This is a genomic window from Acetobacter malorum, from assembly GCF_001580615.1.
GTDB lineage: Bacteria > Pseudomonadota > Alphaproteobacteria > Acetobacterales > Acetobacteraceae > Acetobacter > Acetobacter malorum.
Genome location: NZ_LHZC01000020.1, coordinates 1 through 11,447, shown reverse-complemented (window position 1 = coordinate 11,447; position 11,447 = coordinate 1). Strand labels below are relative to the sequence as shown.

Annotated in this window: 11 protein-coding genes; 6 read left to right on the top strand and 5 right to left on the bottom strand. The window is 60.9% G+C overall.

Annotated features, from left to right (window positions below; translation table 11 throughout):
* The first annotated feature begins 77 nt into the window (after nt 1-77).
* Nucleotides 78-488 (top strand): hypothetical protein, encoded by a 411-nt coding sequence (locus AD930_RS00295; protein ID WP_061504694.1) that lies wholly within the window; start codon nt 78-80, stop codon nt 486-488.
* Nucleotides 485-1,906 (top strand): PepSY domain-containing protein, encoded by a 1,422-nt coding sequence (locus tag AD930_RS00290; protein ID WP_061504693.1) that lies wholly within the window; start codon nt 485-487, stop codon nt 1,904-1,906. Before AD930_RS00295 ends, AD930_RS00290 begins: the two co-directional genes overlap by 4 nt.
* Here AD930_RS00290 and AD930_RS00285 read toward each other — a convergent pair.
* The 4 genes from AD930_RS00285 to gmk form a co-directional block, all read right to left on the bottom strand.
* The gene (locus AD930_RS00285; RefSeq protein WP_156102579.1) at nt 1,903-3,417 is read right to left on the bottom strand and encodes a replicative DNA helicase; all 1,515 of its coding nucleotides are present in this window, start codon (nt 3,415-3,417) and stop codon (nt 1,903-1,905) included. The genes AD930_RS00290 and AD930_RS00285 overlap by 4 nt on opposite strands.
* Before the next feature lie 131 nt (nt 3,418-3,548).
* On the bottom strand, nt 3,549-4,769 hold the full coding sequence (locus AD930_RS00280; RefSeq protein WP_061504692.1) for an AGE family epimerase/isomerase: 1,221 nt from the start codon (nt 4,767-4,769) through the stop codon (nt 3,549-3,551).
* On the bottom strand, nt 4,766-6,199 hold the full coding sequence (rfaE1, locus tag AD930_RS00275) for a D-glycero-beta-D-manno-heptose-7-phosphate kinase (RefSeq protein WP_061504695.1): 1,434 nt from the start codon (nt 6,197-6,199) through the stop codon (nt 4,766-4,768). Before rfaE1 ends, AD930_RS00280 begins: the two co-directional genes overlap by 4 nt.
* Before the next feature lie 5 nt (nt 6,200-6,204).
* Nucleotides 6,205-6,855 carry a guanylate kinase gene (gene gmk / locus AD930_RS00270; protein ID WP_043551970.1) on the bottom strand — a complete coding sequence of 217 codons (651 nt, stop codon included), beginning with the start codon at nt 6,853-6,855 and terminating at the stop codon, nt 6,205-6,207.
* A 120-nt stretch (nt 6,856-6,975) separates the two neighbouring features.
* On the opposite strand from gmk, the gene AD930_RS00265 reads away from it, so the two are divergent.
* Nucleotides 6,976-7,794, top strand: a complete 819-nt coding sequence (locus AD930_RS00265; RefSeq protein ID WP_061491695.1) for an SDR family NAD(P)-dependent oxidoreductase — start codon at nt 6,976-6,978, stop codon at nt 7,792-7,794.
* A 41-nt stretch (nt 7,795-7,835) separates the two neighbouring features.
* Nucleotides 7,836-9,197, top strand: a complete 1,362-nt coding sequence (locus AD930_RS00260; RefSeq protein WP_061504691.1) for a purine-cytosine permease family protein — start codon at nt 7,836-7,838, stop codon at nt 9,195-9,197.
* Here AD930_RS00260 and rlmB read toward each other — a convergent pair.
* The gene (rlmB, locus tag AD930_RS00255; protein ID WP_043551964.1) at nt 9,131-9,967 is read right to left on the bottom strand and encodes a 23S rRNA (guanosine(2251)-2'-O)-methyltransferase RlmB; all 837 of its coding nucleotides are present in this window, start codon (nt 9,965-9,967) and stop codon (nt 9,131-9,133) included. The genes AD930_RS00260 and rlmB overlap by 67 nt on opposite strands.
* A gap of 197 nt (nt 9,968-10,164) precedes the next feature.
* On the opposite strand from rlmB, the gene AD930_RS00250 reads away from it, so the two are divergent.
* Nucleotides 10,165-10,671 (top strand): YaiI/YqxD family protein, encoded by a 507-nt coding sequence (locus AD930_RS00250; protein WP_043553147.1) that lies wholly within the window; start codon nt 10,165-10,167, stop codon nt 10,669-10,671.
* Between the two features lie 411 nt (nt 10,672-11,082).
* Complete coding sequence (locus tag AD930_RS00245) at nt 11,083-11,433, top strand: hypothetical protein (RefSeq protein ID WP_156476774.1); 351 nt, start codon at nt 11,083-11,085, stop codon at nt 11,431-11,433.
* The last annotated feature ends 14 nt before the right edge of the window (nt 11,434-11,447 follow it).

The following is an 11,447-nucleotide window of genomic DNA, read 5'->3' as shown; positions in this document are numbered from 1 at the left end:
GCAAGCCAGGAGACCTGCTGTTGTCGTTCTGACCGTGCCGCCGGGCGGGATGTACCGGAAGGCAGGAGTGTACCGCCGTGGGACCATTCTCCCCCCTGCCTCGCCCTGCTCCGGGTGCTGAGGCATTTCATCCGGCATTTGCCAGACTGCTGCGCACCTGTCCCTCCCGCACCTATGCGCTGCAAGCCGCCCGCCTTGCCCTGCTCCCGCCCCCGGAGCCGGAAGAGGCTATTGCCCGGAACGGACACGCCCTTTTCCTGAAGCTGACGCCCAGCCTGCCTACCCTCCACCGGGAACGGGGTGCTGCGCTGGAAGAGGCGTTTCGCCCCCTTCTGCTCACGGCCACCGAATATCTTGAAACCATCCCCCCGCTCACGCTGGACATGGAACCGGCTGCCGCACAACGCATTGTGCAGGCTTATGTGGCCGTGCACTGGGCACGCGGCGCACAGGCTGCCGCCATGAGCCTGTATAACGCCCCTGTATGAAGAAGACGTTCCGCAGGGCGCTGTATCTCACGCACCGATGGCTGGGGATTGGCATGGCCCTGCTTATGGCGGCCTGGTGCGCGTCCGGCATTGTCATGCTCTGGCATACATGGCCGCAGCCTGATGCCCGTGCGCTCTCTGCCGTTCCGGCCCCCATCCACTGGCCTGCAACCCGTCCTGATTTGCGGGATCTGGACAGCAACAAACGCTTTCAGGCGTTCCAGATCAGCATGGTTGGGCAGGAACCGGTTCTGACTCTCACCCCAGAAGACGGGCCTCCGTTTGCGCTGGATTTGCGCACCGGTCGTGCTGGCCGCATTGCCCCTGCGGACGCGGCCTTCAGCGCCTTACGGTATGCGCAGACAACGGGTGCTGAGGGCCAGCCCGTGTTTGCCGGCTTAACCACGGATGACCAGTGGGTGCTGGATACCCACGGCCGGGACAATGGTTTTTACCGCTTTGTGTTCCCGGATACCGCGCACACGCAGGTTTACGTGTCCTCCCTGACGGGCGAAGTGGTGCAGGCCACAACCCGCGCCACGCGCCTGTGGGCATGGGCCGGTGCCATCCCCCACTGGTTGTATCCGGCCGTGCTGCGCAAGCACCCTTTACTATGGAAAAATGTAGTGATTGTGCTGTCTGGCACAGGTGTTTTTCTGACAGTCACCGGGCTGTGGATTGGTCTCCTGCGGCTGCGCCGGGCAGCCCCTTTCACACCATACCGGGGCTGGCACTGCGTCCACCATCTTGGCGGCACGGTCTTTGGTCTGCTTGCCCTGCTCTGGATTACAACCGGCCTACTCACCATGTCCCCCGCCGGGATGTTTCAGAGCAACCCAAACGCAGTCAGCCCGCTGCGCGTGACGGGCACCATGACGGGGGAAGACATCCAGACTGAGCTCTCCCGGCTTATCTCAACCGCCCCACAAGACTGGTCTGGTGTAAAAACAGCTTTACTGAACGGGCATATTTTCATGGAGGTCAGGCAGGGCTCTCGCCTGCAACGACTTGATGAGACCCTGACCCCGGCTCCGCTCACCAGAGAACAGATTGCTCAAAGCCTGTTTTCCAAAAACCTGCTGAAAACACCTGATACTCTGACATTTTTGACCGGTGCGGACGCCTACTATTTCAGCCGCCCGATGCATAAGCGCCACTTCCCCGTCTGGCGGGCGGAAGCGGCAGATGGCACCCGCACCTATCTCGACGGCCAGTCCGGCGAGGTTCTGGCCATTTTAGACCTGCCCGCCCGTCAGTCCCGCTGGCTGGTTTACGGGTTTCACGATCTGGATTTTCAGGCATGGCTGCGGAAAACCACCACACATTGGGCTGTCGCACTGCCTTTATTGTGTGGTGTCTTCTGCATATTTTTGTCCGGGGTGATTATCGGCGTCAGACGCCTCAAGCGCCTCGCTTAGTGATGCGGCTCCTCATGCACCATATCCAGATCGGCAAAGCGTGTGAATTCACCTTCAAAGAACAGATGCACGACGCCGGTGGGGCCGTGACGCTGTTTTTCCAGAATGAGTTCGGCCTTGTTGTGCACAAGGCTCATTTTGCGCTGCCAGTCATCCAGCGCGGCTCCATATTTCTCCATGGAATCAAACGCTGTTTCCTTGGGCATACGCTGTTGGAGATAATATTCGTCTCGATACACAAACATCACGGAATCCGCGTCCTGCTCAATCGAGCCGGATTCACGCAAATCCGAGAGCATCGGGCGTTTATCTTCGCGGCTTTCCACCTGACGAGAAAGCTGGGAGAGCGCTATCACCGGCACTTCCAGCTCCTTCGCAATTGCCTTCAGACCCTGTGTAATCATGGAAATTTCCAGAACGCGGCTTTCCGGGCGCGTACCAACGGAGGGGCGCATCAGCTGGAGGTAATCGACCACCACAAGGCTTAATCCACGCGTCCGCTTCAGGCGGCGGCAGCGGGTGCGCATGGCAGAGAGGGAGATAGCCGGGGTATCGTCAATCACCAGTGGCAGGCGGGCCAGTTCACGGCTTACGCGCACAAAGCGGTCAAACTCTTTCTGGCCAATGTCACCACGACGGATTTTTTCACCGGAAACCTCCGCCTGCTCGGACAAAATACGGGTCGCGAGCTGTTCAGCCGACATTTCCAGCGAGAAAATGGCAACGGTGCCGGTCGGCTCAACACCCGGCCCTTTTTCTTCCGCCTCAATCATCAGCGCACGGGCTGCGGAGAAGGCAATTTTGGTAGCCAGCGCCGTTTTACCCATGGCCGGACGACCAGCCAGGATCATCAGATCCGACGGATGCAGGCCACCGGTTTTCTTGTCCAAGTCGCGCAGGCCAGATGTGAGGCCGGACACATGCCCTTCCCGCCGGAAGGCCAGTTCGGCTGTTTTAATGGCGTCGGTCAGGGCACGGTCAAACACCACAAAGCCGCCATCCTGACCTTTTTCAGTCGCCAGACGGAACAGCGCTTCTTCCCCCGCAGCAATCTGGTCGGGGCCGGAGAGGTCGGAGATTGTGCCAAACGCGCTGTTCACCACGGTCTCGCCAATATCAATCAACTGGCGACGGATCCACGCATCATGAATGGCGCGGCCATAATCCCCGGCATTGATAATCCCGACCATGGAGGTCAGCAGTTTGGCCAGATAGGCCATGCCGCCTACATCATTCAGGATGCCGGAATTTTCCAGCTCGGCCCGCAGGGTCACGGGGTCCGCCAGCTGGCCGTTTTCAATCCGGCGGGCAATGGCATCATAAATGCGGCCATTGACCTGATTGGCAAAATGCGCGCCGGTCAGAAAGTCCGAAACGCGGTCATACGCCCGGTTGTTCGTCAGCAGCGCGCCCAGAAGGGCCTGCTCTGCTTCAAGGTTGGCAGGAGGATGGCGAAGGGAGAGCGACAGAAGCGTTTCTTCTTCCTGCCGCGCGGGTTGGGTCTGGGTCATGCTCACGCCATTGGTTCTATCAGGTCCTGAAGCACGCGTCTTCCGGCATCACCGGCAAGACGCATACGTCCCCGCTGCATGCGGGAGGTGGCCTGACCGTAGCCAGACCGGAATATCACGCTTTAGGCGCTCTAACGCTTGGGAAGAGCCGCTTTTATGGCCAGCTTTGCCGCCTGATCCAGCGCATCATACGCGGTGATGATGTGGTAGAGCGAGCTGGTCGGAATTTTTGTGACCGCAGGCGCGCCTGCCGCATCCAGCTGGTCCACCCATGTGCCTACCGGGCAACCGGTAAAATAATGGTCCAGCAGATTGTCCGCCAGACGCACCGCCATGCCCCGGCTGTCCTGCTTATCCTGGCTCAGCACACCGCGCAGGGCTTCCCCCTGCACCCACAGGCGGGAGCCGCCCCGCAGCACGGTGCCATCCCGCCGCAGCCCATCACGCACCCGGCCCGTTTCCGGCACCATGCCAAAACGGGTGGCAAAGCTGGCAAGCCGCATGGCGGGTTCGGACGTATCAACGCCCGTCAGGCGGCTATATTCACCCAGAAGCCAGACCCATTCAAAATGATGCCCCGGCTCAACCCATTGTCCGGCTTCACCGGGTGCTAGCTGCCAGTCCTTTGTGAAGAACTCGCCCAGCGTGCCCGTGACAGGATCAAAAAAGCGGGTGCGGAACAGGCGATACAGCGTATGCGCCAGAGCAAGATCAGGCTCGTGCTTTGTGGTGACATACAGCGCCAGCACGGCTTCCAGCAGATGCATGTGCGGGTTCTGCTGCCGGGCTGCGCCGTCATCCGGCAGGCTGTTCAGAAAGCCACCGTCTGGTGTGGCCATATTTTTCTGGATCCAGACCAGCGTTTCCCGCGCCAGCGTTTCCGCCCGGCCGGAGCCTTCCAGCCGCCCGTACCAGGCCAGTGCGAACACGACAAATGCGAGATCATACAGGTCTGCCGTGTTGTCCTTCACAGCCCCTTCCCGCGTGAGGGTCCGCACCCATCCGCCATCTTCACGCCGCGCACGCAGCATGAAGCGGAAAATACCGTGGGCACGGGACACACCTTCTTCCCATCCCTGCAAGGCCGCCCATGAGAACGCAAACAACTGCCGCGCCTGCACCCTGACCCGCTTGAACGGCGGCAGAGCGGGCTCTCCCTCCAGCGTCAGAGATTCCTGCGCGCCCAGCAAGGCCAGATCATGCGGCGTGCCATCACACCCCGTGGTCGCCCAGAAGGGAAGCGCCTTCTGGAACAGCCAGTCAGAAAACCGGTCCCGCGCCGCCACCAGCGGCAGCGGTGCGCCATCTGTCTGGGCATCTGTCAGAGGATTTGGAGGAAGTGTGCGACTCATGATCCCTGAATCCGTCCAATCGTAGCCGTTGTGGAATGCCCTGCGGCCAGAGTGGCCAGCACGAGCCGCCCGCCATTGCTCTGCACAATATCTGCCCCCACAACCTGCTCCGGTTTATAATCCGCCCCTTTAATCAGCACATCTGGCATCAGTGCGCGAATGGTTTCCAGCGGCGTGTCCTCATCAAAGGACACCACGGCATCCACATAGCGGATAGCGGCCATCACACGCGCACGGGAGTCCAGGGAATTCACGGGGCGCGTCGGGCCTTTCAGGCGGCTGACGCTGGCATCGGTATTCAGCGCCACCACCAGCCGGTCACACGCCGCGCGAGCTTCCGCCAGCAGGCCGACATGGCCGGGATGGATGATATCAAAGCAGCCATTGGTAAAGCCGACCTTCAGCCCCTGCGCCTGCCACCGCTGCACCTGCGCGCAGGCTGCGGAGAGCGGGAGCAGATGCGGAATGTCATCCGGGCCGGACTGTTCCTCCAGTTCGTGCTGCACTTCCTGAATATCTGCCGTAGCCGTGCCCAGCTTGCCCACCACAACGCCTGCGGCCGCATTGGCCACACGCATGGCCTGCTCGAACGACATGCCAGAGCCAACGCCCAGCGCCATGGTGGCAATCACGGTATCGCCTGCGCCGGAGACGTCGAACACTTCCCGCGCACGGGCAGGCACAGACAGCACCGGGCCGTCGCGCCGGACCAGCATCATGCCTTTTTCCGACCGCGTGGCGAGAATAGCCGAGGCATCGGCCTGCGCCATGACGGTGCGGGCTGCCAGCTCCGCCTGCGCTTCCGTCCCCACCGGCATGCCGGAGGCCAGAGCGAGTTCCTTCGCGTTCGGCGTAATGCAGGTAGCCCCGCGATACTGGCTGTAATCCGCCGTTTTGGGGTCCACAAACACCGGGATGCCACGTGCGCGGGCCATGGTGAACACATGCGTCAGCACGGTGGGGCTGCACACGCCCTTGCCGTAATCCGACACCACAACGGCCTGAACCTGATCAATCTGCGCATCAATTGCATGGCACAACGCCTCGGCCTCTTCCGGTTGGAGCGGAGCACGACTTTCCTCATCCGCGCGGACCACCTGCTGATGCACGGCAATAAACCGCGTCTTGCAGATGGTGGGGCGCGCGGGTGAACAGACAGTGGCATCCACCACGCGGGCCTGCTTGCCCAGAGCATCCCGCAGCACACCCCCGGCTTCATCCTGCCCGACCAGCCCCACCAGAATGGCACGGCCACCCAGAGAGATAACGTTATTGGCGACGTTTCCCGCCCCGCCCGGCATTTCCCGCCGGGAGTCCAGTAGCAGCACCGGCACCGGAGCTTCTGGCGAAATCCGCTCCATGGTTCCGTAAAGGAACCTGTCCAGCATCACATCCCCAAGGCAGAGGACCGAAACTGACGAAAAATCCATACCCATCAGGCTCCGAAGGTCTGCACAAAATCGGCCAGCCCCGTCTGCCGTCTCGTCAGCAGGCGTCCGGCTGTCAGCACCGCGCGGGCTTCAAAAATCGCTCGGTCCAGTTCTGTATTGACCACCACATGATCAAACTCCCGCCAATGGGAAATTTCATCCCGTGCGGCAGCCATGCGGCGGGCAATTTCATCCGGGTGGTCCGATGCGCGGGAATGGAGGCGGCGTTCCAGCTCTGCCAGAGAGGGCGGCAGCACAAACAGGCTCACCACATCATCGGGCAGCGCCTTGCGAATCTGCTGGTGGCCCTGCCAGTCGATGTCAAACACCATGTCGTGCCCGGCATTCAGCGCTTCTTCTACGGGCGCGCGGGGGGTGCCGTAGCCCCGGCCAAAGACAATGGCCCATTCCAGCAGCTCGCCGTTGGCGGCCATCTCTTCAAACTGCTCCATGGTGCGGTAATGGTAATGCACGCCTTCCTTCTCACCGGGGCGCGGCTGCCGGGTGGTGACGGACACAGAATGGCGCAGTCTGGGTTCAGACGCTCGCAACGCGTTGGCAATGGTCGATTTCCCCGCCCCCGACGGCGCGGAAATGACAAAACACACACCCCGACGTTTGATGCCCTTACCCTGTTCAGACCCTGCGTTCGACATACCGCCGTTCCATCCTATTCCGTGTTCTCAACTCACCACTCACCCAGCGTCTCTGCCACAAGCGCCGTCAGGGTGCCATAATGGGGAGATCTTCTAACAGTCTCGGGTTAAGAGGGCGACATGAAACACGATACCGTTCTGATTACCGGCGCGTCATCCGGACTGGGGCGCTCGCTGGCTCTGACGCTGGCCCGGCCGGGCCGCAGGCTCTTTCTGGGTGGGCGTAATAGTGACCGCCTGACCGACACGGCCCGCCAGTGCATCTCCCGCGGGGCGGCAGCAGAAATCCGACTCTGTGACGTGACGGACCGCCTCGGCATGGAAGAATGGGTGCATAATACCGGCCATCTGGACATGGTTCTGGCCTGCGCCGGCATTACCGGTGGCACCCGCAGCGCCCCGGCCCCGGACGATGCCCCGTATGAGCCAGACGCGCAGATCCGCCGGATGTTTGAAACCAATGTGCAGGGCGTGCTGAACACCGTGCTGCCTGCCCTGCAGATCATGCGCCGCCAGCCGCGCGCGGATGATGGCATGCGGGGGCGCATCTGCGCCATTTCCTCTGTCGCAGGTATTGTCTCCTACCCCGGCACTCCGTCCTACAGCGCCTCCAAGGCAGCGGTCGATCGCTTCATGGTCGCCACGGGCGGCAATATGAAGCAGGCCGGGATTTTGATGACCTCCGTCGTCTGCGGCTTTCTCAACACCCCCATGGTCGCCCGCAATCATTTCCCCATGCCGGGGCTGACGGATGTGGATAATGCCAGCCGCCGTATTCTGCGTGGACTGCGGCGGAATGAACGGCGCATTGTGTTTCCGCGCTGGCTGGTTGCCGGGTCTCGCTTTATGGATCTTCTGCCTATCCGTCTGGCCGAAGCTTATTATAATCATCAGCCAACCGGCGCTGCTGGCAGCATGCCGGAGCCGGATCTGTCTTAACGCGCCTCTTCCGCCCCGCCTTTTTCAGGACCTGACCCGGCATGACAAAGCCCCCCGCCTCTTCCGGCCCTGCCTCCAGCCAGCACTCCATGATGGAAGAGCTCTCCGAAGCCTCCGTGCGGGAGCCGGTGCCTGCGGACCAGAAGACCATGGCGCTCGACAAAGTCTTCTGGAGCCATTTCTCCCCCAATCTGGGGCCGGGCGGCTGGGTGACGGGGGCGCTGCTCGTCAGTCTGGGACTAGACTTCAAGACCGGCGTATTGGCGGTCCTGCTAGGCAACCTGATTGGCGCGCTGCCAGTCGCCCTTGCGGCCTCCATCGGCCCGGCCACCGGCCTGACGCAGATGGAAGCCTCCCGCCGCGCGCTGGGGCGGCTGGGTGTGCGGCCTCCCGCCTTCCTCAACTGGATTTACTGCGTGGGGTGGGATGCGGTAAACAACGTGCCCGCCGCCACAGCCCTGATGGCGCTGCTGATGTTGGCGGGCGTCTCCCTGCCCTTCTGGTTCGCACTGGCGGTTCTGGCGTCCGTGCAGATGGTGGCCTCCATTTACGGGCACCATGTGGTGCAGGCCGTGCAGAAATATCTGGGCGGACTGCTGCTGGTGACGTTCATTCTGATGGGTGTGGTCTTTGCCGTGCGTGGCTCTGCCCCCATTGCAGCACATCACCCGGTCAGCCTGTCCACCTTCCTGCTGGCCACGGGGATTCTGGTCAGCTTCAACCTCTCCTGGGCATCCTATTCCTCGGACTACACGCGGTATCTGCCTGCTGATACCAACCCGAAAAAGGTTGTGTGGCTGGCGCTGGCCGGGTTGCTGAGTTCGGCTATTCCATTCCAGATTCTGGGGCTGATTAGTGCCGGGAGCGTGGCTAATCCCTCGCCAACGGCCGTGATTGCCTCACTCCAGCAGGCCATGGGGCCGCTGGGGGCCGTGGCGCTGGCGGCGATTGCGCTGTCTTCCATCACCGGCAATTCATTCAATGATAATACGGCCAGCTACAGCCTGATTTCCGCCGGTCTGCATGTGCCACGTGTGGCTGCTGCCATCCTGACCGCACTGCTGGGCTATGGACTGGCTGTGGCCGGTGCCGGGCGTTACACCGCGCTTTATACGGATTATCTGCTGGTCACCATGTACTGGATTGCCCCGTGGATCGGCATTGTGCTGGCTGACTGGTATTGCGGCACTCGCCAGCCGCGCCCGGTGCCGCCGGGCTGGACCTATGGAGCCACGATTTTTGCCGTGACCTCCGTGCTGACCATCCTGCTGTTTTCTGAAAGCCAGCTTTATACCGGCCCCGTCGCCCGCTGGCTGGACGGCGCCGATATTGGCTCTTACGTGGGCTTCTTTGTGGCCGGGGGCTGGTATGTGCTGGGCATGCGTTCCCGCGCCAGTTCATAAAGCCCGACGGCTGCGGCCACGGACACGTTCAGGCTTTCCATCTCGCCCGGCATATACAGCCCGGCAATTTCATCACAGCTTTCACGCGTCAGGCGGCGCAGGCCTTTGCCTTCCGCACCCAGCACGAGGGCCACACGGCGGCCCTTGAAGGACGGACCATCCAGCAGGCCACCACCCGCATCCAGCCCGACGGTCCAGCAGCCGCCTTTCTGCAAGGCTTCAATCGCGCGAGACAAATTGACTTCCCGCACCATCGGCACCGTTTCCAGCGCGCCGGAGGCGGCTTTGGCCAGCACGGCGGTTTCTTCCGGCGCGTTACGGTCCTGCACAACAAGGCAGGCTGCACCAAAAGCCGCGGCAGACCGCAGAATTGCACCCACATTGCGTGGGTCCGTTACCTGATCCAGCACCAGCACCGGGCCGGGGCGTTCCAGCGCTTCTTCCAGCGTCAGGTTAGGGAGCGCCTTGACCAGAACGGCCACGCCCTGATGCACGGCGTCCTCACCCAGCATGTCATCCAGACGGGCACGCTGGACAATTTCCGGCTCAATGCGGATTACGGCCCCGGCTTCCTTAGCTGCCAGCAGCGCCGGATGCTCAGGCTCCGTCACCAGCAGGCGCTGAAACACGCGGTTCGGGTTAGCCAGAGCGGCTGCCACGGCGTGGGTGCCAAACAGCCAGCAGGCGCCAGCGGGTGCGGCCCCCTCGCGCCCAGCGGGAGAAGCGCCGCGCGAGCGGCGAGGCGGACGGCCAGAACGGGGAGTGCGCATATAAAACCTTGAGCTATCGTGTTCAGCCCCTTCCCTACCGCAAACTGCCACCACCGGGCTATCCCCTTTGCCGCAGCTTCCGGGGCAGATCATGCGTCTCAGGCCGCCATGCTGCTCCGCCACGCCCCACGCAGCAGGTGCAGTCCATCCGTTGTATCCCTTGCAACCATGCAGCTACGCGGCCTAGGACTCAGAGCATGATACGTATTTTTATTGACGCCGATGCGTGCCCGGTGCGGGATGAAACCTATCAGGTGGCTGAACGCCACGGGCTGAAAACCTATGTGGTCTCCAACCGCCTGCTGGCGGCCCCGGCCTCCCCGCAGATTGAGCGCATTGTGGTGACGGACGGCATGGACGTGGCGGATGACTGGATTGCCGAACACGTCAAAGCGCATGACATTGTGATTTCATCAGACATCCCGCTGGCCGCCCGCTGCGTGGCAAAAAAAGCCTGTGTGCTGAACCCTAATGGCCGCATTCTGGATGAAAACGCCATCGGCATGGCGCTGGCCATGCGCAACCTGATGGAAGACCTCCGCTCCACCGGCACCATGCTGGGCGGCGGGAAAAGCTTTACCAAAAAAGATCGCTCCGCCTTTCTCTCCGCACTGGATACCGCCGTGGTGCGCGGCAAAAAACAGGCAGCAGGCAGCGTTCTGGCGGCCCGTCTGGCCGCGCCACCGGGTGGGCGGAGTGTCTGATTCTGCAGCAGAGACATGTTGCAGAACATGCTTGCAGGCCTAATGACCATTTGAACGCGTATATCTGCCTGAAACCGGATCTTTCCTAAATACAGGTGATCAATCGTGCTCTGTTAATAGCGCGGAAAGACCGGTTTTCAGGAAAAGCTCTTGAGCTTAACGCTGTAAATAAATTGATCCTTTTCCAAATATTAAAAATGAGACAAAAATCTCTTTTAATATAATAAACATCACATTTTTTCTGAAATATTAAAATTCCACTCTCTATAAAAAACCCTCCTACCATATGGTATCTTTTCGACATTATTTAATCTGTATTTAAAGACACGAGAATTTTTAATTTTCGATCGGTTTACTCAAATGAATAACCACAGTCCTTCTTACAAAAACACAGATACTGATAAAACAGATTTGCATCAGTATCTTACCGACATTGCTTTGGAAGCAGAATCTGCCGGTGGTGATACGTCCCAGTATACTACGCAGGGGTCTGGCTATCATGCCCATGATGCAAACTGGCGCTGGACAGGCCCTGCCACCGGAGGGGACTGGAGTGATCCCGCCAACTGGACACTGTATAACAGCGAAAATCAGGCTGTGCCGGCCAGTGAAATCCCTACAGGGGGCGCGCCAGCTATTCCGCAAAGCGAGCAAAATGCGGATGTCAACGTCGGATATTATGACGGCAAGACGCCCAGCGTGGTCACAAGATCGAGCAACATATCCATCCGGTCAGGCGGTCCGGTCCTGTTTCTTGGGTGAATGATAAGACGTAT

What these genes read in the sequence shown, in the direction of transcription:
- rfaE1 (WP_061504695.1), bottom strand. Translation starts at nt 6,199, where the DNA reads ATGGATTTTTCGTCAGTTTCGGTCCTCTGCCTTGGGGATGTGATGCTG.
- AD930_RS00260 (WP_061504691.1), top strand. Translation starts at nt 7,836, where the DNA reads ATGACAAAGCCCCCCGCCTCTTCCGGCCCTGCCTCCAGCCAGCACTCC.
- AD930_RS00285 (WP_156102579.1), bottom strand. Translation starts at nt 3,417, where the DNA reads ATGACCCAGACCCAACCCGCGCGGCAGGAAGAAGAAACGCTTCTGTCG.
- rlmB (WP_043551964.1), bottom strand. Translation starts at nt 9,967, where the DNA reads ATGCGCACTCCCCGTTCTGGCCGTCCGCCTCGCCGCTCGCGCGGCGCT.
- AD930_RS00250 (WP_043553147.1), top strand. Translation starts at nt 10,165, where the DNA reads ATGATACGTATTTTTATTGACGCCGATGCGTGCCCGGTGCGGGATGAA.
- AD930_RS00290 (WP_061504693.1), top strand. Translation starts at nt 485, where the DNA reads ATGAAGAAGACGTTCCGCAGGGCGCTGTATCTCACGCACCGATGGCTG.
- AD930_RS00265 (WP_061491695.1), top strand. Translation starts at nt 6,976, where the DNA reads ATGAAACACGATACCGTTCTGATTACCGGCGCGTCATCCGGACTGGGG.
- gmk (WP_043551970.1), bottom strand. Translation starts at nt 6,855, where the DNA reads ATGTCGAACGCAGGGTCTGAACAGGGTAAGGGCATCAAACGTCGGGGT.
- AD930_RS00280 (WP_061504692.1), bottom strand. Translation starts at nt 4,769, where the DNA reads ATGAGTCGCACACTTCCTCCAAATCCTCTGACAGATGCCCAGACAGAT.